This window comes from Oceanicaulis sp., from assembly GCF_965284345.1.
In the GTDB taxonomy this organism is placed as follows: Bacteria; Pseudomonadota; Alphaproteobacteria; order Caulobacterales; family Maricaulaceae; genus Oceanicaulis; species Oceanicaulis alexandrii_A.
In genome coordinates, this window is record NZ_OZ260073.1 from 1,033,348 (window position 1) to 1,059,294 (window position 25,947).

Here is a 25,947-nt window from a genome sequence, read left to right on the forward strand (position 1 = left end):
TCGCAAGGCCAAAGACCGCCCGCAGCGTCAGCGAGGCGCGAACACCTGAAAGGGTGTGAGCCTTTTGAAAAAACGAACCCAAAGGGTTCGCAAGGCCAAAGGCCGCCCGCAGCGCAGCGAGGATCGACCGAGCGGAGGCGCGGGAGAACTTGAGAAAATCAGTCGCTCACCCGGCGATACACGCCGTCAATCCGCAGCTGTCCGTCCTGAGCCACATAGAGCGCCCGCATCAGCGTGGTGAGCTGATCGAGATCGTGGATCGGGCAATAGCCTTCGGCGTCCAGAACCACGCTGGCCCTCTCTAAGACAGCCTCGGACACATCGCTGCACGAGGGCTGGTGATAAGTGACCAGTGCGCCGTCTTCATAGACGAAGGCGAGGCCATAGCCCACGCCATCCTCACGCGGGGACTGGACGATATAGACATTGTCAAACAGCGCATGGAAGCGCGCGTTCTGATGGGGAAAATTCTCGGCGTCCGAGACATACCGGCGCTGCGACAAACCGATCGACCCTGACCAGGTCGGCCGATCCCATTCAAGGCCATCGGGATGGGTGGGTGTGTGCGTATAAACACCTTCGGCCACAGGCCGGTCCGCCCCCCAATACCCCACGAGCTCTGTCTCGCTGGCGAAACACGCTGACAGGGCCAAAGCAAAAGCGAGCCCGGCGCTTATGCGCAGGCCCGCTTTCACAAAACATCGCGCCAGAGCGCTCATCAGGGCGTCGCGCCCAAAATGGGTTCGCACGCCTTGGCGAGCCAGGCCGCAGCCGCCCCATCCAGAAGCGGCAGCACCTTCTTGCGTACATCGGCGTGATAGGCGTCCAGCCACACAAGCTCGTCCTTGCTGAGCAGCGAGGTGTCCACCAGGCTTTGATGCATGGGCGCCATGGTCAGAGTTTCGAAGCCCAGCATGGAGCGATTGCCGCCGGGAACCGGCTCAGCCGGCGTGACGACCTGCAGGTTCTCGATCCGGATGCCGTAATCGCCGACCTGGTAATAACCCGGCTCGTTGGACACGATCATGCCCGCTTCGAGCGCAATGGCGTTCGGCGCCTTGGAGATGCGCTGCGGGCCTTCATGGACCCCCAGATAGCTGCCCACGCCATGACCGGTGCCATGATCATAGTCGAGCCCGGCGTTCCACAGCGGCTGACGCGCCAGAGCGTCCAGCGCATGACCGGACGTGCCTTCCGGGAAGCGGATCTGCGACAGGGCGATGTGCCCTTTCAGGACCAGCGTGAAGTGACGACGCATTTGCGCGGTCGGCGCGCCAATCGGCACCGTGCGCGTGATGTCGGTGGTGCCGTCAGGATACTGGCCGCCGGAATCCACGAGGAAGAGCGAGCCTTTTTCCAGCGTCCGATTGGAATCCGTGTTCACACGGTAGTGCGGAAACGCCCCGTTCGGACCGGCGGCGGAAATCGTCTCAAACGAGATATCTTTCAGCTGGGGCGACATGTGCCGGAACTCTTCCAGCTTCATCGCGGCGCGGATTTCGTCCATCTCGCCAGACTGGGCTTCGGTGTCGAGCCAGTGCAGGAAGCGCGCGATGGCCGCGCCGTCGCGGATATGCGCCTGACGGCTGCCTTCAACTTCCACAGGGTTCTTGCACGCTTTGGGCAGGGCCACAGGATCAGACTTGCGCTGAACCGTCGCGTTGGCGCCGTCCAGCTGCTGCACCACCCAGACCGAGGCCGTGGCCGGATCCACCCGCACCGTCTTGCCCGACAGCGCTTTCAGGCCGTCCGCGAATTCGGTTTCGGGCCGGATCGCCACCTCATTGCCCAGATGGCTGCGGGTGGCGTCGGTGAGCTTGGCTTCATTGATGAACAAGGTCGCCTGTCCGGACGGCTCGATGATCGCCGAGGACAGCGGCAGCGGCGTGCACGCCACATCGCCGCCGCGCACATTGAACAACCAGGCGATGGAGGCGGGATCGGTGATCACGGCGGCGTCTGCGCCATCGTCTTTCACATCCTCGCCAATGCGCTTGCGCTTGTCGCCATGGGCTTCGCCGGCGACGTCCAGCGGCTGGGGATGCACGCTCGCGAGCGGAGCGGCGGGACGATCTTCCCAGGCCTGGTCGATCGGGTTGGTTTCGACAGCGATCAGCTTGGCGCCGGTTTTGTCAGCGGCTTCCTGCAGCTTGGTCAGCGCGTCCGGCGAATGCAGGCGCGGATCATAACCGATGGTCTGGCCGGGCTTGGCGGTCTTGCGGATCCAGCCCGCCATGCCCGTCTTGACCAGGTCTTCATAGTCAAAAAGGCTTTGATCGACCTGGGATTTGACCTGCTCGGTATAGCGGCCGTCCACAAAGACCGCCGCCACATCGCCGAGCACCGCCGCCGCGCCGGCGGAGCCGGTGAACCCGGTCGCCCAGGCGAGGCGCTCTGCATTGGCGGGCAAGTACTCGTTATTGTACTCGTCCTCATGGGGGATCAGGAATCCGTCGAGGCCGGCTTTCGCCAGGCTGGCGCGGAGCTTGGGAAGGTTTTCGCGCCCGTATTGAGGCCCGCCCTTCACGTGAAATTGCTGGATCTGATGGGTCATGGGGCAAAGCTAGGCCCGCGCCCGCGGCATATCAATCTCATCCGTGCGACAGTGCGCAGCGAAACCGTCCGTCTTGCATTTCTGCAGGGCAGGCCTGCACAAATGGTTATGGCGGAACGAACCCTACAAGTTCATATCCCGGTTAGGAAATTTCAGCCCGCACCGGAGCTCCGCATGTTTCATCATGACGCCTATCTTCGCCTGAGCGCTTGCGACGGCCTGCGCTCTGTTCGCCGCGCCGAAACCGCAGGCGTGCGCGCCCGTCCGCGCAATACCGACGCCAATTCTCTGTTTGAGAAAATCGGCCTCGGCGGCCGCGCCCGCAAACTCTGAGCCGGTCCCCTCACCGGCTTTATAAAAAGCGCGCCAGGCCTCACAGCTGGCGCGCTTTTTTCTTTTCAGGCCTGCGCGGACTAACCGGCGTAGACCAGGGTCACCCAGCCATCCTGGATCGCCTTGTCGATCCGCTTGAGGCCCAGCCCGTCATAGGCCGCCTCGACCTTGTCGGATTGCTCTTCCAGCAAACCTGACAGGATCACCCGCCCGCCTTTCTCAAGACGACTGACGATGCCCGGCGCCAGGGTGATCAGCGGGCCGGCCAGAATGTTGGCGAAGATCAGATCAAACGATCGCGCCTCCAGCACCGGATGATGAAAGCCGTCCGCCACCATCGCTTCGATGCGGGATTTGACGCCGTTCTTGGCGGCGTTCTCCACGGTCTCGATCACTGATTCCTCGTCGATATCGGTGGCGAGGATTTCACACTCGGGCCAGATCTTCGCGGCGGCGATGGCGAGCAGGCCTGTGCCGGCGCCGAGATCCAGCACGGTTGCGGGCCGAAAGTCCGAGCGGTCGATCTTGTCGAGTGCTTCCAGGCATCCCTTGGTGGTGCCGTGATGCCCCGTGCCGAAAGCAGGCCCAGCCTCGATCCACAAGCCGAACTGCCCCTCTGCGAGATCGCCAGAGGTGTGCTCGCCATAAACCAGGAAGCGGCCGGCCTCGACGCTGGGCAGGCCTTCCAGTGACATGGCGATCCAGTCTTCATCAGGCAGCGGCGCGAACAGGATGTCCACATCGTCATGCTCGAGACCGATTTCACGAACGAACGCGTCCGCATCGGGCTGGTGGTCAAACAGGATGTCGATGCGCCCTGCTTCCGGCGAGCCGTCCTCGAACACCGACCAGCTGACGGGCAAGGGCTCCAGCTCGTCATCCAGACGCGCATTCGCCGCGCGAATGATCGGCATGGGGCCGCGGCCTTCAATGCGCCAGAGCGTGGTCATGTCAGTCTCCTGTTGTCATGCTGGCAAGGGCTCTAATCGCTTCCGGGCCGGAAGGAAAGCATGCAACGCGTCTGCATGATCTGAGCTTTGGGCGTCACGAGCGGCTTGCCCCGCCCCGCCCCCCTCGCCTATCGAAGAGGGCAAGATCGTAAATCCCCCGCCAGGAGACCCTCATGGCCGACTTTGCCGCTTCCACGCCTGAAAAAGACGAATCCGACGCCATCGGCGCCGCCGCGCGTGACCAGTTGCGCGCCCTGGTGGCCCGCATCGAGCGCCTTGAAGAAGACAAGGCCGGCGTCGCCGCCGACATCAAGGAGGTCTACGCCGAAGCCAAATCCATGGGCTATGACACCAAGGTGCTGCGCAAGGTGATCTCCCTGCGCAAACAGGACGCTCATGAGCGCCAGGAAATGGAAGCGCTCTTGGAGCTGTATCTGGGCGCTGTGGGCGAGCACTAAGTCTGATCATGGCGCGTGAGGTTGAGGATAAATCGACCCGCAAGGCCCTGGCCCGCATCCGCCGGGCCAAGGCCGCCGTCGAGCGCGCCATCGCCAAGGCGGAATCAGACGATCCCGACGCCGCTGAAGCCGCCCGGGTCGAGCTGACCGACTGGGAGGACGAGTTCATGGCCTCTGTCGAAGAGCGCCTGAACACGTTCGGATCCGCCTATGCCGATCCTTCGCTGGGCTCTGAGGGGGAGGCGCTGTCCCGACTGCAGCTCGCCAAGCTCAAGGAAATCGAGAAGAAAGCCCAGGGCAAAGCGCCCAAGGGCTTCGCGCGCGGCGGCGGATCGAGCTTCAAGAACAAGGGCTCAGGCTTCAAGCGCAAAGGGCCTGAACGCCGCTCCCGCGATCGTGACATCCATGACGACGTCATCGCCCCGGTCGAGGACACAGCGCCGGACCCGATGGCAGAGCTGAGACAATCCGGACTGGTGCGCAAGGGCTTCACCCCGGAAGTGGTGGAGACCCCGCCAAAGTCAGAGGATTTGACGCCAGATCAGGCGGACACGCTTGAAACCGGCACGCCCGAGACGCAAACCCCGTCCGAGCCGCCCCGCCGCGGCGGGTTTCGGGTCATTGACGGCGGCAAGGACTAGAGCGTGCCTCTTCATCTGACGACTGAACAGGCTGCACTCTGGGCGCAGTTTCAGGCCGAAACCGGGATCCAGGCCCCGCCGCGCGGCGTGGACGCCTTCGGCGACAGCCCGGAGATGATGGATGAGCTGCTCGCTCTGGTGCTGAGCCGGACCAAGCAGGCCACCGCCAGCCTGGCGCTCTGGTTCGTGGACGATCCGCTGGGGCTGCCCAAACCGGGGGATCTGTGGCTGATCACAGACGGGCGCGGCGCACCCGCTTGCGTCACTCGGACCACGCGCGTCGACGTCATGCCCATCCATCAGGTGGACGCCGACTTCGCCTGGGTCGAGGGCGAAGGTGACCGCTCTTATGCGTACTGGATCACCGAGCACCGCAAATTCTGGCGGCGCGAAGCCGCGCGTGAGGGGTTTGAGTATTCCGACGATCTCGATGTGGTTTGCGAACGCTTCGAGCTGGTCTGGACCCCACGCGCGGTCTGAGCGCCTCCGCCTAGTTCAGATGGGCCGCGATCACATCGATGAAGAAGGCCTCGGCCTGCTGGTGCATCTCGCGCGTATTATAATCGGTCTTGGTCAGCACCACAGTCAGGTCATGCTCGGGTACGACAAAGACCCGGTTGCCGCCATTGCCGTTCATGGCCGCATAGCGCACCGTTCCGACAGCGCTGTCACGATCCGCCAGCCACCATAGATAGCCATAGAGAAATCCAGGCCCTCCATTGATCACGGCCTGCGGCGTGATTGAGGCTTGCGTCCAACCTTCGCTGATCAATTGCTCCCCCTCATGAAGACCGCCCTGACGCTGTAGCTCGCCCAGACGCGCCCAGTCGCGCGTGTTCAATCGCAAGCCGCCACCCAGATGCAGAACCCCGGCCCCCGTGCGCGGCCACTCATACGTGTCGATGCCCAGCGGGCCGAACAAATGCGCCTGCGCAAAGGCTTCCAGATCTTCACCCGTAGCGCGCTGGATCGCGTCGCCCACCACCTGAACACCCGCGGTGCAATAGGAAAAGGCGCGGCCATACTCGGTCTGGTCGGGCGGGGTCTCCCAGCCGGGGAAGCCCCGGATCGGCAAGTCCCAGAAGAAACGACTCCAGTCCTCGACCACATACATGCGCTCTTCATTGCCGCGCGAGAACTGGTTCCAGTCATTGCATTCCAGCGGACCGCTCATGGTCAGAAGGTCTTCGAGCGTCAGCGCGGACTTGCGTGGATCCGGATAGACGAAGGGCTGAAGATCGGTGAAATGGACGGCGAGCGGCGCTTCCAGCGCCAAGACGCCCTGGTCCACCGCAATACCCGCCAGCATGCCGGTGACGGTTTTTCCCACCGAGCGGGTATCATGCAAAGTGGCGGCGTCCGCGCCATTGAAATAGCGCTCGTAAACCGGCGCGCCATTTGACAGGATCAGGACGCTGGTCACCTGACCATAAGTCCCCGCATCCACCTCTGAAGTGACGGTCGCGGCGATTTCTTCAGTCCATCTCAGATCCCCTCTGGCGGGGGCGGTGAATGATCCCAGCATCAGCCCCAGACAGGCCCAACGGGTAAAATTCATGACACAGGCTCCGTGTTCGCGTTAGCAAGAGAGCCAGAGCAGGACGGGGGCTGGTGTCTGAAGTCACCCGAAACTCCCTGAAGAAAGCTGAAGGCCAGGACTTGAGCATGTCTGACCCCGTGATCCGTCTGAACGGCTGGACCTATGCGCCAGACACGAGGCGTTTGTCAGATGCTGACGGAACACACCAGCTCAGCGGGCTGACGGCGCGGGTTCTGGACGTGCTGATCGTACACGCGCCCGAGCCGGTGTCCCTGGACGCCTTCGCCGAGAAGGCCTGGAAACAATCTCATCTTAGCGAAGACACGCTCGCCCAGCGCATCGCCCTTTTGCGCAAAGCCCTGGGCGATGATCCGCGCGCACCGAGCTATATCCGCACCGTCCGCGGCGAGGGCTATGCGCTGATTGCGGACATGTCTCCGCTCGAAATGGTGCAAGCTGATGCACCAATCGCCGCCCGCATGCCGTGGGAGCTGGCGGTGTTGGCGGGCGGGCTTGTTGTGCTGATCGCCGCGCTCACCGCCAATATGGCGTTACGGTCCGAGCGCCCCTCAGATCTCGCGGCTGCGCCCAGCCTGCAACAGCCCAGCAGCGCAACCGACAGCCTGTTGACGCGCGCCCGTGCGCTCACCGCCTTGCAGGACCGGGACGGCGTGCAGCGCGGCATTCGTCTTCTGGAAGATGCGCGGCTGCGGGCGCCCGATGATCCGCGCCTGATGACCGCTTTGGCGGTCGCCCTGTCCACCGAAGCCACCAAGCATGGCGGACAGCGGATGGAAGAAGCAGAAGCGCTGGCGCGCAATGCGATCGACCGGACGCCGGAGAGCCCCGCCGCCTGGCGAGCGCTCGGGTACGCGCTGGATGCGCAGGACCGCATTGATGAAGCACTGGAGGCTTATGGTCAGTCGCTCGCACTGGACCCAGATGATGGCGGGGCCCTGTCCTCCGCCGCATATCTGCTCAGCATCAGAGGACGACTGTATGAAGCGCTGACGCTAGATGTTCAGGCCCTGCAAAAAGGGCGCGGCGGCCTGTTCACCGAACTTCAAATCGCACGGGTGCTGCACCTCCTGGGCGAAGATCAGCGTGCTAACGCTTTCGCCGCCAGAGCGCGACTCCTAAACCCCGACAATCCCGTTGTGCTGGCGGGACTGGCGCAATCCGCCATCGCTCGCGGGGACGTCTCCGGCGCCGCAACATTGCTGAACGCTGTACACGAGCGCGAGCAGCGCGGCCAGGTCGCCCGGCTGCGCGGACGCATGGCTTTGGCGAGCGACGACCGGGCGCAAGCGGCGGTCTGGTTCGAGCGTGCGGGCGAGCGCGGCCGGTTTGAGCGCTTCGCACTGGATGCGACAGAACCGGACGGATTTGATCTGGTGATTGGCGACTGGCCGGAAAGTCATGTGCGCGCAGCGGAAATCGCGGCTTCGCGCGGAGATTATCAATTGGCTTTAACACGATTGAGCACGGCGATCCGCCTGGGATGGCGCGATGAGGCCCTGTTAGACGCCTCCCCTTTTCTTCAAGAGGTTATGGCGCTTGAAGCCGCAAGCCCTTTGCGCGCCCGCATCCAGCAACATATCGCGGCCCAGGCTGACCGCCTGAACCGCGATGAAAGTTTGACCGAAGCGCTGGACGCCGTTCTGGACGTCCAGCCGTGATCAATCACCCCGCTTCGCGGAAATTATCCACGTCGAGATCGTATTCACGCACCTTGCGGTAGAGCGTGGAGCGTCCCACGCCCAGGCGCCGGGCGACCTCGGCCATACGGCCTGAATAGGTTTCGATGGCGAAGGCGATCAGATCGCGTTCAATGCTTTCAAGCGACCGCAAATGTCCGCCTTCATCCATGATGTCGACCGGCAGATGCTCGTCTTCAGCCGCATGGGCCGCAGCGCCCTCAAACTGTTCAGCCGGCAGGCTCGGCGCGGCGTCAGGCACGGCCTGCACATTGGCGGGAGCGGCGGCCGGCGCATCACGCAGGGTAGGGGCGAGCCCGGAAATCTGCGGGAAATCCTCTTCAGTCAGATAATCGGTGTCTGACAGGACCACGGCGCGGAACACCGCGTTCTCAAGCTGGCGCACATTGCCTTTCCAGTGATGGCTGGAGAGCATGTGCATGGTCTCCGCCGTCGCATCGAGCACCGATTTGCCTTCCTGGGCGTTGAAGCGCGCAATGAAATGGCGCACCAGAGCCGGAATGTCTTCGGTCCGCTCTTTCAGGGACGGCACTTCGATCGGGAAGACGTTCAACCGGTAAAACAGGTCTTCGCGGAAGGCGCCGGTCTTCACCTGTTCGGCGAGATCGCGGTTGGTCGCGGACACGATCCGCACATCCACTTTCACCGGGCGTTTGGAGCCCACCGGGTCCACTTCGCCTTCCTGAAGCGCGCGCAGCAGTTTCACCTGCATGTCGAGCGGCAGTTCGCCGATCTCATCAAGGAACAGCGTGCCGCCATCGGCCTCCTGGAACTTGCCCAAATGCTTGGCCACAGCGCCCGTGAACGAGCCTTTTTCGTGACCGAACAGAGTGGATTCCACAAGGTTTTCCGGGATGGCGCCACAGTTCACCGCCACAAAGGGACGGCCCGCGCGGTCAGAACCCGCCGCGATGGCGCGCGCCACCAGCTCCTTGCCCACGCCGCTTTCCCCGGTGACGAGGATCGGAATGTTGGACTTGGCCGCACGTTCGCCCAGCCGCACCACCTGGCGCATGGACGGAGCGCCGGCGATCATGTCGGCGAAGCCCAGCGCGCCGGAGGTTTTCTTTTTCAGGCGACTGACTTCGCCCGACAAATCCTTGACCTTGAGCGCGTTGCGGATCGACACCGCGATGCGTTCGGGGCTGGCGGGCTTCACAAAGAAGTCCACAGCGCCGGCCCGCATGGCTTTCACCACGGTTTCAATGCCGCCATGGGCGGTGAGGACGATGACCGGAAGGTCAGGGTTTCGGGCCTTGATCGCTTCCAGCGTTTCAATGCCGTCCATGCCGGGCATGACCATGTCGAGCATGACCACATCCACCCCGCCGCGCTTGACGCGCTCGAGGCCGGCCTCCCCATCTTCAGCGGTCTCCGCCAGATGCCCTTGTTTTTCCAGAACCGCCTGCATCAGGCGACGCTGAGTCGGATCGTCATCGACAATCAGTACGGTCTTGGCCATCACACCCACGCCTTTTCGGTCGCTTATTTATCGGGGCGGTTTGTGAGCGAACCGACCGAGGTTTTCCTCGTGTCGGTCCAAACCGCCCTCCCACCTGTTGTGTGACCCTTTATGGGACACCCGGCGTAAAGATGAGGTGTAGAGGCGACTCAGAAAGTGTTAGGGTAAATAGAGGGTTAGTCTGTTCTTAAACCCTTGCTCAGACTCTGGCGTTTGACGGGTCGACCCTGCGCGGTCTACCCCTGAAGCTCCTAAGTATAAGAGACCCAAGGTCCGATCATGACCAAAGCCGACCGCTTACCCCCGCCTCTCGCCCCGTTTGACGGACAGCCTGTGACCGCGCCGGACTGGTTCACATCCGCGCAGGAAACCGAAGTTGAAACCGGCATGGCGGACCGCGACGGCGTCTCCCTCGCCTGGAAAGCCTGGGGTGAACGCGGCAAGCCCGGCGTGCTGTTGGTGCATGGCGGCACCGCCCATAAGGGCTGGTGGGACGCCATTGGTCCGTTTCTCGCCAGGGAAGGCGGCGGACGCCGTGTTGTGGCGGCGGATTTGTCGGGCATGGGGGAAAGCGGCTGGCGCGAGGTCTACACCATGGACGACCATGCCCGGGACATGCTGGTTGCAGCTCAAGCGGGCGGCGCCTGTGACGCCGGCAAGCCGATCATGATCGGGCATTCGTTTGGCGGTTTCGTCACCTTGCAGGCCTCAACGATGCTGGGCGATCAGCTGGAGGCGGCGATCATTCTCGACAGCCCGATCCGCAAACCTGAAAAGCAACGCGAAGGCAGCCCGCCCCGGCGCGGCGGTCGGGTCTATTCGGACCTGGCGGCGGCGCTGGCGCGCTTCCGGCTCCTGCCTGAGCAAGAGTGCGACACTCTTTGGATCATCGACCATATCGCTCGCGGCAGCCTGAAACAGGTTGAGGATGGCTATACATGGCTGTTTGATCCCGATCTGTGGGCGAAGCTCACCTATCAGCGCCGCGACCCCGAAGCCGCCGCCGCCAATCTCAAATGCCCGCTGGCGTTCATCCGCGGGGAAAACTCGATCCTGATGGGGGCGGAGACCTGGGATTATATGAAGGCGACCTTCACCCGTTCGCCTTTCGTCAGCATACCTCAGACTCAGCACCATCTGATCCTGGATGACCCGCTGGCGGTGACTGCAGCGCTGGAGGCGCTGATTGAAGGCTGGGCGCGCAAGCCAGTCTAGACCGCTTGGATGTCTTGGCGAGAGCCGAGGAGCGTGATACATGCGCGTTTACAGAACTTCTTTTTCAGATGAGGACGATCATGGCTGAAGAATACACCCGTGGAGAGATGGACATCTCCGAGCATAAAGCCTCGTTTGACGGCTTTATCAGCGTGTCGGTGTATTCAACCCTGGTTGTGACCGTGACGCTGTTGTGCGTGATCCTCGTCTTCGGCGCGCATTTTCATTGGCTGACCGCCATGTTCGTCTCCGCCATTGTCGGCGGTCTGGGCGGCGTGTTCCTGAAGCAAGGCGCCGGCTATTGGGCGACCCTGGTGGTTCTGGCCATCATCGGCTTCATCACGGGCGGCCTCGTCTCCCTGCTCGGCTAGGACTCACCCCCGATCTCACGACTGGTTCACCAGTAGTTGAGGGGATTTTGTCCGTACAAGCCAAATTAACCCCTTTCCGGGCTTAGACGTTTGTCGCAGACTGCGCACAACGTTAACGACCGGACGACGGGGTCTTTGCATGCACATCGCCGTACTCGCCGAAACCCGGGATGGAGAATCCCGGGTCGCCGCCACGCCTGATAGCGTCAAAGCGCTCATCAAGGCCGGAGCCGAGGTCACGGTTCAGAAGGGTGCGGGAGAGCGCGCCGCCTATACCGATGCGGCGTATGAAGCCGCCGGGGCCAAGCTCGCCACGCGCGCCGCCGCCGTCAAAGGCGTCGACGTCCTGTTCTGCGTCCGCCGCCCCGATGACGAGACGCTCAAGCGTCTCAAGGACGGCGCACTGGTCATTGGTCTTCTGGAGCCTCATGGCGCGACCGACTTCGCCAAGGCCTGCGCCGACGCTCACGTCAACGCCCTGGCTATGGAATACACGCCGCGAATCACCCGCGCGCAATCCATGGATGCGCTGTCGAGCCAATCGAACCTGTCGGGCTATCGCGCCGTCATCGAAGCGGCTGAACTTTATGGCCGCGCTTTCCCGATGATGATGACGGCCGCAGGCACCATCGCCCCGGCCAAGGCGTTTGTCATGGGCGCCGGCGTCGCCGGGCTTCAGGCCATCGCCACCGCGCGTCGTCTGGGCGCTGTGGTGTCGGCCAATGATGTCCGCCCCGCCGCCAAGGAGCAGGTGGGCTCACTGGGCGCGAAATTCATCGCCGTCGAGGATGACGAGTTCAAGGAAGCGGAAACCGCCGGCGGTTACGCCAAGGAGATGAGCGACGCCTACAAGGCCAAGCAGGCCGAGCTGGTCGCCAGCCATATCGCCAAGCAGGACATCGTCATCACCACCGCCCTGATCCCGGGCCGCCCCGCGCCGCGGCTGATCACCAAGGCGATGGTTGAGGCCATGCGTCCCGGTTCGGTGATCATCGACATCGCGGCTGGCAATGGCGGCAATTGCGAACTGAGCGAACCCGACAAAGTAGTCGAGCACAACGGCGTGAAAATCGCCGGCTTCACCAACCTGCCCGCGCGGCTCGCCGCGGATTCCAGCCAGCTTCTGGCCAAGAACCTCGTCAATCTCTTCCCGCTTCTGGTGGGCGAGGATGGCGGCTTCGCCCCCCATTGGGAGGATGAAGTCATTGTCGGCATGGCGCTGACCAAGGACGGCGCGGTGATCCATCCCAGCCTGACGGGCGACGCCTGATGGATACGCACGCCGCCCGCCCCGCCCCTCATTCCCTGACCGCCCTCGCATACGGAGCCTGATATGGAAGCCGTTGATCCGATTGTCTTTCGCCTGGCGATTTTCGTCCTCGCCGTTTTCGTGGGCTATTATGTCGTCTGGTCGGTGACCCCGGCCCTGCACACGCCTTTGATGAGCGTGACTAACGCCATCTCCTCGGTGATCATTGTCGGCGCGCTGATCGCGGCGGGCGCCACGGCCATGGACCAGGCCGGGCAATTCTCCAAAGGCGTCGGCGTGCTGGCGGTGATCCTCGCCAGCATCAACATCTTTGGCGGCTTCCTCGTCACCCAGCGCATGCTCGCCATGTACAAGAAAAAAGAAAAGCCGGCGGCCAAGCCGAAGGCGGAGGGCTAAGACATGTCAGCCAATCTCGCCGCACTTCTCTATATGGCTTCGGGCATTTTGTTCATCATGGCGCTTCGCGGCCTGTCGAGCCCGGAAACCGCCCGTCAGGGCAATTATCTGGGCATGGCCGGCATGGCGATCGCCATTGGCACCAGCCTGTTCTACGTCCAGCTGGACGGCTTGGGCCTTGTTCTGATCCTAGGCGCAGTCGCAATCGGCGGCGGCATCGGCGCGGTGATCGCCCGCCGCATCCCCATGACCGACATGCCCCAGCTGGTCGCGGGCTTTCACTCGCTGGTCGGTCTGTGCGCCGTGCTCGTCGCCGCCGCCGCGCTTTACGAACCGGAAGCGTTCAACATCGCCACCGCCACCGGAAAGCTCAAAGGCCTGTCCCTGGTCGAGCTGTCGCTGGGCGTCGGCATCGGCGCGATCACGTTTTCAGGCTCGGTCATCGCCTTCATGAAGCTTCAGGGCCTGATGAGCGGCGCGCCCATCGTCTTCAAGGGGCAACACTGGCTCAATCTCGCCCTGGGCATCGCCATCGCCGTCTTCATCACCTTCCTGACCGCATCGGGCGGGGACGCCAAGATCGCCTTCTGGATCATCACGGTGCTGGCGCTGGTGCTGGGCGTCTTGCTGATCATCCCCATCGGCGGCGCGGACATGCCGGTGGTGGTCTCCATGCTCAACTCCTATTCGGGATGGGCGGCGGCGGCGCTCGGCTTCACGCTGGAGAACACGGCGCTCTTGATAACCGGCGCGCTGGTGGGCAGCTCGGGCGCGATCCTGTCCTACATCATGTGCAAGGGCATGAACCGCTCCTTCATCTCGGTGATCCTCGGGGGGTTCGGCGCCGACACCACGGCCGCCGCTGCGGCGACCGATGTGGATCGTTCGGTCAAGCAAGGCTCGGCCGATGACGCCGCCTTTATCATGAAGAACGCCGGCAAGGTCATCATCGTGCCCGGTTACGGCATGGCGGTGGCCCAGGCCCAGCATGCGCTGAAAGAAATGGCGGACACCCTCAAGGAAGAGGGCGTGGACGTGTCTTACGCCATCCACCCGGTGGCGGGCCGCATGCCGGGGCATATGAACGTGCTGCTGGCGGAAGCCCAGGTGCCCTATGACGAGGTGTTCGAGCTTGAAGACATCAACTCGGAATTCGCCACCGCCGACGTGGCCTTCGTGATCGGCGCCAATGACGTCACCAACCCCGCCGCCGAGGATGATCCCTCAAGCCCGATCTACGGCATGCCGGTGCTCCAGGTGTGGAAGGCGAAAACCGTCTTCTTCGTCAAGCGCTCGCTGGCGTCGGGCTATGCCGGCATCGAGAACCCGCTGTTTTACCGCGACAACACCATGATGTTGCTGGGCGACGCCAAGAAGATGAGCGAAAGCATCGTCAAGGCGCTCGACTAACAGTGATTGCCTGTCACGTCTCAACGCCCCGCCCGGACCCGTCCGCGGCGGGGCGTTTTGCATCAGCCCAGGTGAGGCATCGGCGCCGCACCCCCTTGCTTTCCAATCCTGACTATCGCTTGAGGCTGGACTCTCACCCCCCGCTCCGCCTTTCTAGACCAAACGCCAAGGGGGACAGGCGTGACGGGGATGGACGCCGCTTTAGAGGGGCTGGCCCATGCATGGGGCAGGGCCTGGGAGGTCTGGACGCTTGCGCCGGACTGGCTACGCTATGGCGCACTGGTCCTTCTGGCGGTCTACGGCGTGTGGCTGATCTTGTTCGTTTCCCAGCGCCGCATGCTCTATTTCACCGATCCCACGCGCATCCACCCCTCAGACTGCGGGCTGGAGCGCACGCGCGAGACCGAGCTTGTCACGCCGGACGGCCAGACATTGGTGATCTGGCGCGCCGAGGCCGAGCGCGACGCCCTGCCCCATATCCTCTACCTGCACGGCAATCGCCGGGCCTTGTGGCGGCGGGCGCGGTTTTTTCGCCTGTTCATCGCCTCGGGATGGGGACTGAGCGCCCTCGCCCATCGCGGCTTTAACGGCTCCACAGGACGCCCCAGCGAACCGGCGAACGTCGCGGACGCCATCCACGCCTTTGACGCGCTGGTCGCAGACGGGATCCAACCGGGCCGGATCGTGGTCTATGGCGAGAGCCTGGGGTCGGGCACAGCGGTGCAACTGGCCGCCGCGCGGCCTGTGGGCGGACTGATCCTTCATGCGCCCTATGACAGCTTTCGCGAGTTTGTCCGCTCGCGCACGGCCTGGCTCTTGCCCCGCGCGATCTTTCGCGAGCGCTATGATTCCATTCGCCAGATCGGCCGGGTGACTTCGCCTCTGCTCTGGATTCACGGCGATCAGGATCGGGTCATCCCTCAGGGACGCGGGCGCCGGCTTTATGACGCGGCCCTGTCGACGAAATATGCAGCCCTTGTGAAGGGGGCGAACCATTTCGGCATCTACACCCAGGCCGTCTTCAACCAGCATATCCGCTTCTTCGCCGAGAGCTGCGCCTGTCTGGGCGGGCAAGCGCCCGCAGAGCATGAGATGAGCGTGATCGACCCGATCCTGCCGCGTGAGGATGCACGGCCCGAGCTGACGAAAGGCCGCGTTCCCCCCGCTCGCAAAGCGCGCTAGCCTTCTTTGCATGTCCTTTTATGAAAACCATATCCTGCCCCATCTGATCGGCTGCGCCTGCGGCGCGCCGCAGATCATGAAACAGCGTTCGCGTCTGGTCCCGAAAGCGGAAGGGCGCGTGCTGGAGGTGGGCTTCGGCGCGGGTCCCAATCTGGAATTTTATGATCCAGGCAAAGTCAGCCGCGTCTTTGCGCTGGAACCCTCGATGGGCATGCGCCGCAAGGCCGCGGCGGCGATTGAAGCCTGCCCGGTCGAGGTGGAGTTGATTGATCTGCCAGGCGAAGAGATTCCGCTCGACGATGACAGCGTGGATACAGTGGTCCTGACCTATACCGCCTGCACCATTCCTGATGTGGACGCGGCCCTGGCGCAGATGCGACGGGTGCTGAAACCGGGCGGGCGGCTCTTGTTCTCTGAACACGGCCTCGCGCCAGATCCGGGCGTTCAGCGCTGGCAAAAGATCATCGAGCCGGTGTGGAAGCCCATCGGCGGCGGCTGTCATCTGACCCGGCGTCCGGACGCGCTGATCGAAGCGGCTGGGTTTTCGATCTCGGACATGACAGCGGACTATCTGCCCAAAAGCCCGAAATTTGCCAGCTTCAACTATGCCGGTGCGGCGATGCTGCGCTAATCGCGCGTGTCCCTGCGCCGATGGTTCGTCTTTACAGGGCGATGATCCATCAATAACAAAGTGCTAGGCCAGAGGTCTGAAACCGCTCTGGCCCCAAGTGGAGCAGCCTGCTTACACTTAGGCTCCCTGGCCGCATCCTGATCGGCCGTCTGCAGAAGTGACGTCATAGAGCAATGCTTTACAGCCACCCCTCCCGCATGGCGGCCTACAACACCTGGGCCAACGCCCGCTTGTATGACGCGGCCACTGCGCTGAATGATTTTGAGCGCAAACGGGATGTGAAAGCCTATTTCACCAGCCTGCACGGCACGCTCAATCACATGCTGACGGCGGACCGGATCTGGCTCAAGCGCCTGACCGGCGAAGGCGATGCGCCTGACCGTCTGGATGCGACGCTGTTTGACCAGTTTTCCGATCTGCGCGAAGCGCGCGAGGTCGAGGACAAGCGGCTGATGGATTACGCGGCCGAAGTGCGGGCCGATCAGCTTGAAGACACGCTGGAATACGTCAACACGCGCGGCGAGGCCAAAGCCCTGCCGCTGGGCGTGGTGTTGACCCATCTGTACAATCATCAGACCCATCATCGCGGACAGGCGACCCACATCCTGCGTCAGCTGGGCGTGGCCGAGCCGCCTTCGCTCGACCTGTTGTATTTCGCCCTGCCGACCGCCTAGGTCAGCGCCGCCTGAAGGTTTTCAAGCCAGGCTTTGATGCGCTTGCGGTTCACACCCATATCGGAATAGCCGATCACCGCGCGCGAATAGATCGCCAGCGCCGCGCCGCCCTGCGTCTCGAACGCCTGGACTGTGATGTAGTCGGGAAAGCGAAATACCTTCGAACGCTGCACCAGCTCGACCTGCCCCGCCTCTTCGCGCACCAAAGTGACGCGCGGCGCAGCCAGGGCCACGGCCTTGAAGGCCTCCAGCACCGCCTCTGGAGTCTGCTCAAAGACCGGGCTGTCCTGGTCAGGCGAGGCGGCCGCTTCAAACCCCGAAGGCAGCACCAGCCAGCGCCGCGGCCGCGTATCGGGGACCAGAGTCGCAAAATCCAGCGGGAAAGCTCGGTCAGCCATGGTTCACTCCATCCTGCGCGATACCATCGCGTACGATTCACTTCCCGTATTCATAGCTGGATTACCCCTGCGCATCACCCTAAACCTTGAAGAAATGTGTTTCGGGAGCATCCAATCTGATGACTGAGTACGCCCTGGAGGTGGACGGCCTGAGCAAGACCTTCGCCGGCAAGCCCGCCGTGCGCAATGTGTCGTTCAAGGCCCGCAAAGGCGACATCACCGGCTTTCTGGGTCCGAACGGAGCCGGCAAGACCACCACGCTGCGCATGTCGCTGGGCGTGATCACGCCTGACCAAGGCAGCGTCACGCTGTTTGGCGGCGCGCCCACCGCCATGAGCATGGACCGGGTCGGCTTTTTGCCCGAAGAGCGCGGCGTCTATCGCAAGATGACCGCCGAAGCCGTGATCGTCTTCTTCGCCCGCCTCAAAGGCCTGTCCGCCGGCGAAGCGCGACGTCGGGCGCTGATCTATCTTGAGCGCTTCGGCCTCAAGGATGCGGCGACCAAGAAGATCAAGGAACTCTCCAAGGGCATGGCCCAGAAGATCCAGATCATCTCCGCCATCATCCACGAGCCCGACTTCATCATTCTCGACGAGCCGTTCTCGGGCCTCGACCCGGTGAACCAGGCCATGCTCGAGCAGGTTATCCGCGAACAGGCCGAAGCGGGACGCACCGTTTTATTCTCCACCCATGTGATGGAGCACGCCGAACGCCTGTGCGACCGGATCATCCTCATGGCGCGCGGCCAGAAAGTTTTCGACGGCCGGGTGGACGAAGCCCTCGCCCGGGTGCCGCGCCAGGTGACTTTGGGCGCCGCGGCGGGGTCTGACCTCGCCTCAGTCATCGCCGATTTGGGCGAGGTGGAGACGCTGGAGGCCGATCCCGACGGCGCGATCAACCTGCACCTGACGCTCAAGACCGGCGTCGACGCGCAGGACGTGCTGCGCGCCTGCGTACAGGCCGGCGTCCCGCTGACCCGGTTCGAGCCCCGTCGCCCCCATCTTCACGACGCCTTCGTCGCCCTGGTGGGCGAGGATGCGGTCGAAACCGTCAGCGAAGAGGCCTGATCATGCGCGCTGCATACCTGATCGCCCGCCGCGAATACCTGTCTTATGTGGCCACCTGGGGCTTCTGGCTGTCGCTCTTGGCGGTGCCGATCTTCGCCGCCATCGGCGGTTTGACCCCGGCGCTGATCCAGTCGAGCCAGCCGGTGCGCTATTTCACCGTCATCGACGAGACCGGCCAGGGGCTCGACCGCCTGATCGAAGATACCCGGTTTGAAGAACGCCGGGAGCGCGTGCGCAACGCCATCGAGATGATGGCGAGCAGCATGGGCGGCGATGACGCCGCCGCGCGTGCGCTCGCCATCTTTGATGAAGACCCCGACGGGGTCAGCAGAGCCGAAGACGCACTGGCGTCTGTAGGCCTGTCAGACGCCGCCAGCGCGCTGGACGCCGGCCGCACCAAGGCCGTGCAGGTCGACCCGCCTGCGCAGACTGTCGAGGCCCTGCGCGCCTATTTGTCGGGCGATGAGACCATGGACACGCCTGAAGGCCCGAAATCACTGTTTGCGGCCTTCTTCATCCGCCCTCATCCCGAGCAGGGTCTGGAGCTGGTCTATCTGTCGGCCAACCTGACCAATAACGATCTGCGCACCGATGTGCGCAACATCCTGCGCGCCAATATGCGCGAGCACGCGCTGGTCAGCGAAGGGCTCGACCCTGACGAGATCAACGCCATTCTCGACATCCGGCCTCTGGTCACCAGCCTGGATGTCAGCAGCGATGCGGGCGTGGAAGAGGAAGTGACCTTCGCCGATCGCGCGCCCTTCTTCGTGGCGCTGGGCCTCGCCTTCATCCTGTGGATGGCGGTGTTCTCGGTCGCCAACATGCTGCTCACCTCCATGATCGAGGAGAAGGGCGGCAAGATCATCGAGCTGCTGCTCTCCACCGCGCGGCTGGAAGACATCCTTTTGGGCAAGCTTCTGGGCGTGGCCGGCGTGTCAGTCACGCTGTTCGCCGTCTGGGGCGGGGTGGGCGTCGGTCTGAGCACGCTTGGCGGCTCCGCCCTCGCCTCCATCGACCCCGACCTTCTCGAGCTTCTGACGTCCGTGTTTGATCCGGGCCTGTTGCTGGCGGGTCTGTTCTTCTTCACCTGCGGTTATCTGATGTATGGCGCGATCTTCCTCGCCATGGGCTCGCTGTGCGACACCTTGCAGGACGCCCAGACGCTGATGGGCCCGGTGATCTGGATCTTGATGCTGCCCATGCTGATCATCGTGTTCTCGATCAATGCGCTTGATTCCATGGTGATCCAGATCGGCTCCTGGGTGCCGCTATGGACGCCGTTTGTGATGATGGCCCGCCTGCCCACCGATCCGCCGTTCTGGGAGCTCGCAGCGGCATGCGCGCTGATGGTGGCGACCACGGTCGTGGTGTTGTGGGGCGCCGCAGCGGTGTTCCGTCAGGGCGCGCTGGGCCACGCCAATGCGGACTCGGTGCGCAAGCTCCTGAAGATGGGCGGCAAGAAAAAAGCCTGAGCGGAAACGCTCAGGCTCAGCCTCTCTGTCAGGTACGCTCAGATACAGCAAAACCCCGTACGCGAGGCGTACGGGGTTTTTCGTGTCTGCTTTGGAGCGGTTAAGCCCGGCGCAGCGTCCTAGCGGCGAGCACTGCCGCCGCCACGCTTGGGCAGAAGGCCCTCACGTTGGGCGCGCTTGCGAGCCAGTTTGCGGGCGCGACGGATCGCTTCCGCTTTTTGGCGCGCTTTTTTCTCAGACGGCTTTTCGTAATGGTTGCGGCGCTTCATCTCGCGGAAAGTGCCTTCCCGCTGCATCTTCTTTTTCAACGCCTTGAGCGCTTGCTCAACGTTGTTATCGCGCACGACGATCTGAACGATGGTACTCTCTCCCTTCGAATAGGTGCTCAAAGCCCGCTCCGGACTTTGAAACGTATAGCTCACGCGAACACAAAGAGCCGCGTGGCTCCACGTCCGCGCCGGATCGCTTCCAACAGAGGCGGGCGATATACCGGGTCTGAAAGCCCCTGTCCAGCACAGAGCGCGGCGAAACGCCCCGTGACGTCAGGCTTAGAGCGAACTAGATATACCATCATGACCGCAAAAGCACAAAACTCCGCACCCTCTCGCGCCCAGGCCGCCCGCGACGCGCTGGTGGACGCCGCCCTGCCCAACGCCGCCTTTGACGGCTGGAGCGAGGCCACCCTCGCCCAAGCCGCCAGAGACGCCGGTTTGAGCGAAGGCGAGGTGCAACTCTATTGCCCGGCAGGGATTCTCGATGTGATCGAGACCTGGACGCGTCGCTGTGACGCCCAGGCCCGCGCCGAGATCGAAGCCAATCCCGCCAACCGGATTCGCGACAAGGTCAGCCAAGGCGTGCTCCTGCGTCTGGCGCAATACGAGGGAGAGGAAGAGGCCGCCGCTCGGGCGCGCGCACGCTTGCTGCTGCCTGACGGACTGGATCGCGGCGCCCGTCTGGTCTGGGCGACCTCGCACATGATCTGGAGCGCGATCGGGGATACGAGCACGGATGGGAATTTCTATTCCAAGCGGGCGATTCTCTCCGGCGTTTACGCCTCGACCTTCGCCATCTGGCTGGAAGACGACAGCGAGGACCGCGCCAAAACGGCAGAATTCCTCGGCCGCCGCATCGACAACATCATGCAGTTTGAAAAGGCGAAGGGTCAGGTGCGCAAATTCACCAAGAATTTGCCGGACCTCACCGCGATGATGGGCGATCTGCGCTACGGGATGCGGCGGGCGAAGTAGGTCACATCTTCTCTTTCCCTGCGAAAGCAGGGATAGAGAGCCGGACACGCAGCGCCTTATAGACCCTGGATCCCGGCTCAAGGCCGGGAAAGAGGCGCTAGAGCGGCCCCAGCACGTTCACATGGCCCATCTTGCGGCCCGAACGCGTCTCGCGCTTGCCGTAGAGATGCAGCACCGCCTTGCGTTTGATGAGCCAGTGTTTCCACGCATCGGCGTCATGACCGATCAGATTGATCATCTGTGCCGAGGAATGCGGCGCCGTATCGCCCAGCGGCCAGCCGGCCACGGCGCGGATATGCTGCTCGAACTGGCAGACATGACAGGCGTCCTGCGTCCAGTGACCGGTATTGTGGACGCGCGGCGCGATCTCGTTGACCAGCAGCGTTCCGTCTTTCAGCGCAAACAGCTCCATCCCCATCACGCCCACATAGTCGAGCGCCTTGAGCACGCTGGCGGCCATGGCGAAGGCGCGGTTCGACAGATCCTCGCTGATCTCGGCAGGGGCGAAGCTCTCGCGCAAAATACCGCCTGAATGCCGGTTTTTAGACAAGGGGTAGGCGGCGACCTCGCCATCCAAGCCGCGCGCTGCGATGATGGACAGCTCCATCGTGAAATCCGCGAAGGCTTCCAGAATGGCCGGCTGGCCGTTCATGGCGGCGAATGCGGCTTCCGCCTCCGCCATCTCGCGGATCACGGCCTGGCCCTTGCCGTCATAGCCAAAACGCCGGGTTTTCAGGATGGCGGGCAGGCCCAGCTCTGAAATCGCCGCCTGCAGGCCCTCAAGCGTGTCCACAGCGCGAAACGCCACGGTCCGGGCCCCGTGCTCATTGAGGAAGGTTTTTTCCGTCAGGCGGTCCTGAGCGACGTCCAGCGCCAAAGCGCCCGGACGCAAGGGCGCATGCTCGGCCGCAGCCGCGGCGGTCGCGGCGGGCACATTCTCAAATTCATAAGTGACGGCGTCGACGCTGGCGGCGAATTTCGCCACAGCGTCCAGATCATCATAGGCGGCGGTGATGGTCTCCACCGCCACCCGGCTCGCCGGGCAATCAGGTTCGGGATCAAAGATCACCACATCAAGGCCCAGTCGCGCCGCAGACAGCGCCAGCATGCGGCCCAGCTGGCCGCCGCCCAGAATGCCGATCCGGGCGCAAGGCGCGAGCGCGTCAGTCATGATCAGTCCTCGACGCTCTCAGCCACCGACTCCGTCAGCGACGCGCGATAGGCTTTCAGGCGGTCCATCAGCGCGTCATCAGACAGGCCCACAATGGAGGCGGCCATGATGGCGGCGTTCTTGGCGCCTGCCTCGCCGATGGCCAGCGTGCCCACCGGCACGCCGCCGGGCATCTGAACGATCGACAGAAGCGAGTCCAGGCCCGACAGTGCGCGCGATTGCACCGGAACGCCCAGCACAGGCAGATGGGTCATCGACGCCACCATGCCCGGCAGGTGCGCCGCGCCGCCCGCGCCGGCGATGATCACTTTGACGCCGCGATCAGCTGCAGACTTGGAAAACTCCACCAGACGATCCGGCGTCCGGTGCGCCGAGACCACTTTTGTCTCATACGCCGCGCCCAGTTGATCCAGCAGATCGGCGCCGACCTTCATGGTCGGCCAGTCCGAACGCGAACCCATGATGATGGAGATGGGAGCGGCGTGTGCGCCGCTCGAATTGCTTTCGCTCATAATAGCCTTGCCTGACAGGCGATTGGAAAGCACGTCAACTTAACTGTGGCGCGCTTTTGGTCAAGCAAAACCCAAGACTGCACTGTATTCAGAGCGCGGCCTGGTTCACGCGCGCCATCAATTCCTCGGCGGTTTCCTTGCGTTCGGAATAGCGGTCGACCAGATAATCGGCGTGCTCGCGGGTGAGCCAGGTGAACTTCACCAGCTCCTCCATGACGTCGACGATGCGGTCATAAAGGCCTGAGGGCTTCATCCGCCCGGCCTCGTCAAACTCCAGAAACGCCTTGGGGATCGAGGACTGATTGGGGATGGTGATCATCCGCATCCACCGACCCAGAACCCGCATCTGGTTGAGGGTGTTGAAGCTTTGCGACCCGCCTGACACCTGCATCAGGGCCAGCGTCTTGCCCTGGGTCGGACGCACGGCGCCCAGCGCCAGCGGAATCCAGTCGATCTGAGCCTTCATCACCGCCGTCATCGCGCCATGGCGCTCGGGGCTGCACCAGACCATGCCCTCAGACCAAGTCACCCGCTCTCGCAACTCAGCCACTTTGGGATGATCCGCCTCGGCGTCATCGGGCAACGGCAATCCGTGTGCATGAAAAATGCGGGTCTCGGCGCCCATCAGCTCGAGCAGGCGCCCCGCCTCCTCGACCGCCAGACGGCTGAAGGAGCGCTCCCGAAGCGAGCCATACATCAGCAAGATGCGCGGCTGATGGGTGATTTGCCCGCCCGGCGCCAAAACGTCTGTCTTGATCGGCGCGATGCAATCCGCCGCTAAATTGGGCAGGGCGTCAGTTTTGACATCAGACACGCAGGCTCTCCGCTTCAAATCGCCCTCAACATTTTAGGCAATCCTGAAATAAGGGACATGCCCCAACCATTCAAGAAGTCCTGAAATGCTTTTGCGCGTCATAGCCCAGGCTCTCGTCTCACGGCGCATCCGGATGACCTTGAGTTGAAACACCCCGGCCCCGTACCAGGCTTGGCTCAGACAGCGCCCGATCTGTCATGAATGAACGGTTTTTTTACCACAAGCGCCGAGGCTTAGGATGAAAGCCCTGTGTTATGGAGCCCGCGACATGCGAATACGATCCGGCGGTCCGCTCGCTGGCCCCGGCCCTGTGGGTCGTCGCGAGGACACCCGGCGTAGCGAGGCTGCGCCGCGGGGGACGAGCGCGCCGAGTGACAGCGCATCCATCATGGGCGTGCCGGAAGCCGAGCTGACGCCCAATGTCCAGCGCGCCCTATTGTCCTTGATGGGGGAAGTCGACCAGCTGCGTCGTGAGACCGAAGCCCTGCGCGGACGCATGCGCGAGCTGGAAAGCCTGGCGGACCGGGACGCCTTCCTGCCGGTGCTGAACCGCCGCGCTTTTTTGCGCGAAGTCTCAAAGGCCTTGTCGCTGGCGGAGCGCCATGACGCCCCCTCCAGCCTGATCTATCTCGATCTCAACGGCTTCAAGCAGATCAATGATCAGCATGGACACGCTGCTGGAGACGCCGCCCTGGAACAGGTCGCTGCTCTGATCACCGATCATGTGCGTGAAACTGATGCCGTCGGACGGCTGGGCGGGGATGAATTCGGCATCGTGCTGACCTTGACGCCTGAAAGCGCCGCCAAGGAAAAGGCGCGCGATCTCTCAGAAGCGATTTCGGAGAGCGCCATCACCCATAAAGGCCAAAAGCTGGCTCTGGGAGCCGCCTGGGGCGTGCACCCGCTCTCATCCGGCATAGCGGTGGAAGACGCCATCGCAGCGGCGGATGCGGCCATGTATGCACACAAACAAGCCGCCAAGGATCGCGCCGCCAGCTAAAGCGCGCGCCCACAAAGCACTTCTAGGCGATGATGTCAGGGTTCAGGATATCTTCCAGACGATAGATTTCGTCCTTCAGATACAGCTTGCGACGCTTGAGACGGACCAGTTTGAGCTGATCGGTGACGCCGCATTCCGCCAGCGCCGAGACTTCCTCGTCCAGTGTCCGGTGCTCAAGCTGTAAATCCTCAAGCTGGCGCTTGAGCGCGGTTTCGTCCAACTCGCCATCCATTGTCCAGATCGACCCTTTCAATCAGACACAGGCCGGTCATATCCGGCTGAGTAGATTATCGAAAAGACCTCGGGCGCAAAAAGCGTGTCGCTTGCGCTCACTTCATTTCGAGGACGCCCATATTACACATTTTTGCTCGTCTCGAAAATGTTTTCCACAAAGGCGGTCGCACTTTGGCCCGCCGCACCGCAGCGGGCGGCATACTCATCCAACCGGCGCAGGACCAAAGCGCGGCGATCCTCCTCGCGATTTTCCGGGCAGGCCTGAGCCAGCGATTCAAGCGCATATTGTTCCAGTTTTTCCGCCTCGAGCTCGACCGCCAGCACCTTCTGGCGCAAGGCGCGCGCGGCGTCTTCCTCGACGCCCTGAAACGGCTGCTTGAGGTGATCGCGCGATATGCGCAGCGGCTTGACCACGCGCGCGCTCCACAGCGCAGACAGCTCCACGGCCTGCCCCAGGGCCGGTCCCGGATCACGCCCGTTCATCACCGTCCAGACGATCCACAACCCCACATTCACGTCCAGGCCCGCCGCCTGCAACGCCAGGCAGGCGGATTTGACGCCGTCCTTGCCATAGAGTTTGACGGAGAAAGTCCAGAACGCGCTCATTCAGTCCTCGACCCCATCCGCGCTTGCGGGCGGCGTCCCTGCTCAAGATCCTCGCCCCAGCGCTTTGTGCCGTCCCAGTCGAGCCCGAACAGGTCGAGCGCCCGACCGACGGATTGATTGACGATGTCATCGACGCTTTTGGGATGCGCATAAAACGCCGGCAGCGGCGGCATGATGATCGCGCCCATCTCCGCCAGCTGGGTCATGGTGCGCAGATGACCCAAATGAAACGGGGTTTCACGCACCATCAGCACCAGCAGGCGGCGCTCCTTGAGCACCACATCGGCGGCGCGGGTCAGCAAAGAGGACGTCACCCCCGTGGCGATCTCGCTCATCGTGCGCACCGAACATGGCGCGATCAGCATGCCGCGAGTCTTGAACGAGCCTGACGCGATCGGGGCGCCCACATCGGCCTGTTTATAGAGCATGTCGGCGCTTTCACGCAGCACGCTGGGCTTTTCACCCATCTCGTAGGACAGGGTCATCTCGGCCGCCTTGGAGGCCACCACATGACTTTCCACACCTAAGGTTTTCAGCGCCTCAAGCGCACGCATGGCGTAAACCACGCCAGATGCGCCGGAAATCCCGACCACAAGCCGATCTGGGGTCATATCCGTCACT

Annotated in this window: 30 protein-coding genes; 17 read left to right on the forward strand and 13 right to left on the reverse strand. The window is 63.2% G+C overall.

From position 1 onward, the window contains the following. Positions 1–158 precede the first annotated feature (158 nt). Together ACQ66J_RS05165 and ACQ66J_RS05170 are read right to left on the reverse strand one after the other, a co-directional pair. Positions 159–749, reverse strand: a complete 591-nt coding sequence (locus ACQ66J_RS05165; protein WP_430430750.1) for a hypothetical protein — start codon at positions 747–749, stop codon at positions 159–161. Then, positions 719–2,554: an aminopeptidase P family protein gene (locus tag ACQ66J_RS05170; RefSeq protein ID WP_430430751.1), complete on the reverse strand. Its 1,836-nt coding sequence runs from the start codon at positions 2,552–2,554 to the stop codon at positions 719–721. Before ACQ66J_RS05170 ends, ACQ66J_RS05165 begins: the two co-directional genes overlap by 31 nt. A 174-nt stretch (positions 2,555–2,728) precedes the next feature. Here ACQ66J_RS05170 and ACQ66J_RS05175 point away from each other — a divergent pair, with 174 nt between their 5' ends. Further along, the gene (locus ACQ66J_RS05175) at positions 2,729–2,887 is read left to right on the forward strand and encodes a hypothetical protein (RefSeq protein WP_375548139.1); all 159 of its coding nucleotides are present in this window, start codon (positions 2,729–2,731) and stop codon (positions 2,885–2,887) included. An 80-nt stretch (positions 2,888–2,967) separates the two neighbouring features. On the opposite strand, the gene ACQ66J_RS05180 is transcribed toward ACQ66J_RS05175, so the two are convergent. Next, the gene (locus ACQ66J_RS05180) at positions 2,968–3,837 is read right to left on the reverse strand and encodes a 50S ribosomal protein L11 methyltransferase (protein WP_430430752.1); all 870 of its coding nucleotides are present in this window, start codon (positions 3,835–3,837) and stop codon (positions 2,968–2,970) included. Between the two features lie 173 nt (positions 3,838–4,010). On the opposite strand from ACQ66J_RS05180, the gene ACQ66J_RS05185 reads away from it, so the two are divergent. The 3 genes from ACQ66J_RS05185 to ACQ66J_RS05195 are packed head-to-tail and all read left to right on the forward strand — an operon-like array spanning position 4,011 to position 5,416. Continuing rightward, positions 4,011–4,295: a DUF2312 domain-containing protein gene (locus ACQ66J_RS05185; protein WP_009801976.1), complete on the forward strand. Its 285-nt coding sequence runs from the start codon at positions 4,011–4,013 to the stop codon at positions 4,293–4,295. Between the two features lie 8 nt (positions 4,296–4,303). Continuing rightward, a complete protein-coding gene (locus tag ACQ66J_RS05190) occupies positions 4,304–4,936 on the forward strand; it encodes a hypothetical protein (protein WP_430430753.1) in 633 nt (210 codons plus the stop codon). Positions 4,937–4,939: 3 nt separating this feature from the next. Continuing rightward, positions 4,940–5,416 carry an ASCH domain-containing protein gene (locus ACQ66J_RS05195; RefSeq protein ID WP_430430754.1) on the forward strand — a complete coding sequence of 159 codons (477 nt, stop codon included), beginning with the start codon at positions 4,940–4,942 and terminating at the stop codon, positions 5,414–5,416. Between the two features lie 10 nt (positions 5,417–5,426). Here the strand turns inward: ACQ66J_RS05195 and ACQ66J_RS05200 are convergent, their stop codons facing one another. Then, positions 5,427–6,494 carry a serine hydrolase domain-containing protein gene (locus ACQ66J_RS05200; protein ID WP_430430755.1) on the reverse strand — a complete coding sequence of 356 codons (1,068 nt, stop codon included), beginning with the start codon at positions 6,492–6,494 and terminating at the stop codon, positions 5,427–5,429. A 107-nt stretch (positions 6,495–6,601) separates the two neighbouring features. Here ACQ66J_RS05200 and ACQ66J_RS05205 point away from each other — a divergent pair, with 107 nt between their 5' ends. After that, the gene (locus ACQ66J_RS05205) at positions 6,602–8,155 is read left to right on the forward strand and encodes a winged helix-turn-helix domain-containing protein (RefSeq protein WP_430430756.1); all 1,554 of its coding nucleotides are present in this window, start codon (positions 6,602–6,604) and stop codon (positions 8,153–8,155) included. A 4-nt stretch (positions 8,156–8,159) separates the two neighbouring features. Here the strand turns inward: ACQ66J_RS05205 and ACQ66J_RS05210 are convergent, their stop codons facing one another. Then, positions 8,160–9,656: a sigma 54-interacting transcriptional regulator gene (locus ACQ66J_RS05210; protein ID WP_430430757.1), complete on the reverse strand. Its 1,497-nt coding sequence runs from the start codon at positions 9,654–9,656 to the stop codon at positions 8,160–8,162. Positions 9,657–9,935: 279 nt separating this feature from the next. Between ACQ66J_RS05210 and ACQ66J_RS05215 the strand changes: the two genes are divergently transcribed. The 8 genes from ACQ66J_RS05215 to ACQ66J_RS05250 all read left to right on the forward strand — a co-directional run bounded on the left by ACQ66J_RS05215 (position 9,936) and on the right by ACQ66J_RS05250 (position 16,805). After that, entirely contained in the window at positions 9,936–10,871 is a 936-nt protein-coding gene (locus tag ACQ66J_RS05215) for an alpha/beta fold hydrolase (protein ID WP_430430758.1), read from the forward strand. An 80-nt stretch (positions 10,872–10,951) separates the two neighbouring features. After that, positions 10,952–11,242, forward strand: coding sequence for an aa3-type cytochrome c oxidase subunit IV (locus ACQ66J_RS05220; RefSeq protein WP_022700504.1), 291 nt, complete (start codon positions 10,952–10,954; stop codon positions 11,240–11,242). A gap of 139 nt (positions 11,243–11,381) precedes the next feature. Further along, positions 11,382–12,512 (forward strand): Re/Si-specific NAD(P)(+) transhydrogenase subunit alpha, encoded by a 1,131-nt coding sequence (locus ACQ66J_RS05225; protein WP_430430759.1) that lies wholly within the window; start codon positions 11,382–11,384, stop codon positions 12,510–12,512. 63 nt (positions 12,513–12,575) lie between these two features. Beyond that, positions 12,576–12,908: a proton-translocating transhydrogenase family protein gene (locus tag ACQ66J_RS05230; protein WP_375548130.1), complete on the forward strand. Its 333-nt coding sequence runs from the start codon at positions 12,576–12,578 to the stop codon at positions 12,906–12,908. A gap of 3 nt (positions 12,909–12,911) precedes the next feature. Then, positions 12,912–14,318 carry an NAD(P)(+) transhydrogenase (Re/Si-specific) subunit beta gene (locus ACQ66J_RS05235; RefSeq protein ID WP_430430760.1) on the forward strand — a complete coding sequence of 469 codons (1,407 nt, stop codon included), beginning with the start codon at positions 12,912–12,914 and terminating at the stop codon, positions 14,316–14,318. A gap of 189 nt (positions 14,319–14,507) precedes the next feature. Next, positions 14,508–15,500 (forward strand): alpha/beta hydrolase, encoded by a 993-nt coding sequence (locus ACQ66J_RS05240; RefSeq protein ID WP_430430761.1) that lies wholly within the window; start codon positions 14,508–14,510, stop codon positions 15,498–15,500. A 10-nt stretch (positions 15,501–15,510) separates the two neighbouring features. After that, positions 15,511–16,131, forward strand: a complete 621-nt coding sequence (locus tag ACQ66J_RS05245; protein WP_430430762.1) for a class I SAM-dependent methyltransferase — start codon at positions 15,511–15,513, stop codon at positions 16,129–16,131. Positions 16,132–16,304: 173 nt separating this feature from the next. Beyond that, positions 16,305–16,805, forward strand: coding sequence for a DinB family protein (locus tag ACQ66J_RS05250; RefSeq protein WP_375548126.1), 501 nt, complete (start codon positions 16,305–16,307; stop codon positions 16,803–16,805). Here the strand turns inward: ACQ66J_RS05250 and ACQ66J_RS05255 are convergent. Further along, positions 16,802–17,203 (reverse strand): DUF1499 domain-containing protein, encoded by a 402-nt coding sequence (locus tag ACQ66J_RS05255; RefSeq protein ID WP_430430763.1) that lies wholly within the window; start codon positions 17,201–17,203, stop codon positions 16,802–16,804. The two genes, ACQ66J_RS05250 and ACQ66J_RS05255, sit on opposite strands and share 4 nt — an antisense overlap. A 119-nt stretch (positions 17,204–17,322) precedes the next feature. Between ACQ66J_RS05255 and ACQ66J_RS05260 the strand changes: the two genes are divergently transcribed. Both ACQ66J_RS05260 and ACQ66J_RS05265 read left to right on the forward strand, forming a co-directional pair. Then, complete coding sequence (locus tag ACQ66J_RS05260) at positions 17,323–18,270, forward strand: ABC transporter ATP-binding protein (protein ID WP_375548124.1); 948 nt, start codon at positions 17,323–17,325, stop codon at positions 18,268–18,270. A 2-nt stretch (positions 18,271–18,272) separates the two neighbouring features. Then, on the forward strand, positions 18,273–19,742 hold the full coding sequence (locus tag ACQ66J_RS05265; protein ID WP_430430764.1) for an ABC transporter permease: 1,470 nt from the start codon (positions 18,273–18,275) through the stop codon (positions 19,740–19,742). Between the two features lie 119 nt (positions 19,743–19,861). Here ACQ66J_RS05265 and rpsU read toward each other — a convergent pair whose 3' ends face one another. Further along, on the reverse strand, positions 19,862–20,131 hold the full coding sequence (gene rpsU / locus ACQ66J_RS05270; protein WP_375548122.1) for a 30S ribosomal protein S21: 270 nt from the start codon (positions 20,129–20,131) through the stop codon (positions 19,862–19,864). A gap of 183 nt (positions 20,132–20,314) precedes the next feature. Here rpsU and ACQ66J_RS05275 point away from each other — a divergent pair, with 183 nt between their 5' ends. Continuing rightward, the gene (locus tag ACQ66J_RS05275; protein ID WP_430430765.1) at positions 20,315–20,989 is read left to right on the forward strand and encodes a COQ9 family protein; all 675 of its coding nucleotides are present in this window, start codon (positions 20,315–20,317) and stop codon (positions 20,987–20,989) included. Positions 20,990–21,086: 97 nt separating this feature from the next. Here ACQ66J_RS05275 and ACQ66J_RS05280 read toward each other — a convergent pair whose 3' ends face one another. The 3 genes from ACQ66J_RS05280 to arsH all read right to left on the reverse strand — a co-directional run bounded on the left by ACQ66J_RS05280 (position 21,087) and on the right by arsH (position 23,486). Continuing rightward, on the reverse strand, positions 21,087–22,160 hold the full coding sequence (locus tag ACQ66J_RS05280; protein ID WP_430430766.1) for a 5-(carboxyamino)imidazole ribonucleotide synthase: 1,074 nt from the start codon (positions 22,158–22,160) through the stop codon (positions 21,087–21,089). Between the two features lie 2 nt (positions 22,161–22,162). Beyond that, positions 22,163–22,672, reverse strand: coding sequence for a 5-(carboxyamino)imidazole ribonucleotide mutase (gene purE / locus ACQ66J_RS05285; RefSeq protein ID WP_375548119.1), 510 nt, complete (start codon positions 22,670–22,672; stop codon positions 22,163–22,165). An 88-nt stretch (positions 22,673–22,760) separates the two neighbouring features. Beyond that, positions 22,761–23,486 (reverse strand): arsenical resistance protein ArsH, encoded by a 726-nt coding sequence (arsH, locus tag ACQ66J_RS05290; protein WP_430430768.1) that lies wholly within the window; start codon positions 23,484–23,486, stop codon positions 22,761–22,763. A 268-nt stretch (positions 23,487–23,754) separates the two neighbouring features. Here arsH and ACQ66J_RS05295 point away from each other — a divergent pair, with 268 nt between their 5' ends. Beyond that, positions 23,755–24,486 carry a GGDEF domain-containing protein gene (locus ACQ66J_RS05295; RefSeq protein WP_375548117.1) on the forward strand — a complete coding sequence of 244 codons (732 nt, stop codon included), beginning with the start codon at positions 23,755–23,757 and terminating at the stop codon, positions 24,484–24,486. A gap of 22 nt (positions 24,487–24,508) precedes the next feature. Here ACQ66J_RS05295 and ACQ66J_RS05300 read toward each other — a convergent pair whose 3' ends face one another. From ACQ66J_RS05300 to ACQ66J_RS05310, 3 genes are all read right to left on the reverse strand, one after another. Beyond that, entirely contained in the window at positions 24,509–24,718 is a 210-nt protein-coding gene (locus ACQ66J_RS05300; RefSeq protein WP_199235504.1) for a YdcH family protein, read from the reverse strand. Positions 24,719–24,840: 122 nt separating this feature from the next. Next, positions 24,841–25,326: a TIGR02444 family protein gene (locus tag ACQ66J_RS05305; RefSeq protein WP_430430769.1), complete on the reverse strand. Its 486-nt coding sequence runs from the start codon at positions 25,324–25,326 to the stop codon at positions 24,841–24,843. Continuing rightward, on the reverse strand, positions 25,323–25,937 hold the full coding sequence (locus tag ACQ66J_RS05310) for a UbiX family flavin prenyltransferase (RefSeq protein WP_430430770.1): 615 nt from the start codon (positions 25,935–25,937) through the stop codon (positions 25,323–25,325). Before ACQ66J_RS05310 ends, ACQ66J_RS05305 begins: the two co-directional genes overlap by 4 nt. Positions 25,938–25,947: the final 10 nt, after the last annotated feature.

What these genes read in the sequence shown, in the direction of transcription:
- ACQ66J_RS05170 (WP_430430751.1), bottom strand. Translation starts at nt 2,554, where the DNA reads ATGACCCATCAGATCCAGCAATTTCACGTGAAGGGCGGGCCTCAATAC.
- ACQ66J_RS05175 (WP_375548139.1), top strand. Translation starts at nt 2,729, where the DNA reads ATGTTTCATCATGACGCCTATCTTCGCCTGAGCGCTTGCGACGGCCTG.
- ACQ66J_RS05180 (WP_430430752.1), bottom strand. Translation starts at nt 3,837, where the DNA reads ATGACCACGCTCTGGCGCATTGAAGGCCGCGGCCCCATGCCGATCATT.
- ACQ66J_RS05185 (WP_009801976.1), top strand. Translation starts at nt 4,011, where the DNA reads ATGGCCGACTTTGCCGCTTCCACGCCTGAAAAAGACGAATCCGACGCC.
- ACQ66J_RS05190 (WP_430430753.1), top strand. Translation starts at nt 4,304, where the DNA reads ATGGCGCGTGAGGTTGAGGATAAATCGACCCGCAAGGCCCTGGCCCGC.
- ACQ66J_RS05200 (WP_430430755.1), bottom strand. Translation starts at nt 6,494, where the DNA reads ATGAATTTTACCCGTTGGGCCTGTCTGGGGCTGATGCTGGGATCATTC.
- ACQ66J_RS05205 (WP_430430756.1), top strand. Translation starts at nt 6,602, where the DNA reads ATGTCTGACCCCGTGATCCGTCTGAACGGCTGGACCTATGCGCCAGAC.
- ACQ66J_RS05210 (WP_430430757.1), bottom strand. Translation starts at nt 9,656, where the DNA reads ATGGCCAAGACCGTACTGATTGTCGATGACGATCCGACTCAGCGTCGC.
- ACQ66J_RS05215 (WP_430430758.1), top strand. Translation starts at nt 9,936, where the DNA reads ATGACCAAAGCCGACCGCTTACCCCCGCCTCTCGCCCCGTTTGACGGA.
- ACQ66J_RS05220 (WP_022700504.1), top strand. Translation starts at nt 10,952, where the DNA reads ATGGCTGAAGAATACACCCGTGGAGAGATGGACATCTCCGAGCATAAA.
- ACQ66J_RS05225 (WP_430430759.1), top strand. Translation starts at nt 11,382, where the DNA reads ATGCACATCGCCGTACTCGCCGAAACCCGGGATGGAGAATCCCGGGTC.
- ACQ66J_RS05230 (WP_375548130.1), top strand. Translation starts at nt 12,576, where the DNA reads ATGGAAGCCGTTGATCCGATTGTCTTTCGCCTGGCGATTTTCGTCCTC.
- ACQ66J_RS05235 (WP_430430760.1), top strand. Translation starts at nt 12,912, where the DNA reads ATGTCAGCCAATCTCGCCGCACTTCTCTATATGGCTTCGGGCATTTTG.
- ACQ66J_RS05240 (WP_430430761.1), top strand. Translation starts at nt 14,508, where the DNA reads ATGGACGCCGCTTTAGAGGGGCTGGCCCATGCATGGGGCAGGGCCTGG.
- ACQ66J_RS05245 (WP_430430762.1), top strand. Translation starts at nt 15,511, where the DNA reads ATGTCCTTTTATGAAAACCATATCCTGCCCCATCTGATCGGCTGCGCC.
- ACQ66J_RS05250 (WP_375548126.1), top strand. Translation starts at nt 16,305, where the DNA reads ATGCTTTACAGCCACCCCTCCCGCATGGCGGCCTACAACACCTGGGCC.
- ACQ66J_RS05255 (WP_430430763.1), bottom strand. Translation starts at nt 17,203, where the DNA reads ATGGCTGACCGAGCTTTCCCGCTGGATTTTGCGACTCTGGTCCCCGAT.
- ACQ66J_RS05260 (WP_375548124.1), top strand. Translation starts at nt 17,323, where the DNA reads ATGACTGAGTACGCCCTGGAGGTGGACGGCCTGAGCAAGACCTTCGCC.
- ACQ66J_RS05265 (WP_430430764.1), top strand. Translation starts at nt 18,273, where the DNA reads ATGCGCGCTGCATACCTGATCGCCCGCCGCGAATACCTGTCTTATGTG.
- ACQ66J_RS05275 (WP_430430765.1), top strand. Translation starts at nt 20,315, where the DNA reads ATGACCGCAAAAGCACAAAACTCCGCACCCTCTCGCGCCCAGGCCGCC.
- ACQ66J_RS05280 (WP_430430766.1), bottom strand. Translation starts at nt 22,160, where the DNA reads ATGACTGACGCGCTCGCGCCTTGCGCCCGGATCGGCATTCTGGGCGGC.
- purE (WP_375548119.1), bottom strand. Translation starts at nt 22,672, where the DNA reads ATGAGCGAAAGCAATTCGAGCGGCGCACACGCCGCTCCCATCTCCATC.
- ACQ66J_RS05295 (WP_375548117.1), top strand. Translation starts at nt 23,755, where the DNA reads ATGCGAATACGATCCGGCGGTCCGCTCGCTGGCCCCGGCCCTGTGGGT.
- ACQ66J_RS05300 (WP_199235504.1), bottom strand. Translation starts at nt 24,718, where the DNA reads ATGGATGGCGAGTTGGACGAAACCGCGCTCAAGCGCCAGCTTGAGGAT.
- ACQ66J_RS05305 (WP_430430769.1), bottom strand. Translation starts at nt 25,326, where the DNA reads ATGAGCGCGTTCTGGACTTTCTCCGTCAAACTCTATGGCAAGGACGGC.
- ACQ66J_RS05310 (WP_430430770.1), bottom strand. Translation starts at nt 25,937, where the DNA reads ATGACCCCAGATCGGCTTGTGGTCGGGATTTCCGGCGCATCTGGCGTG.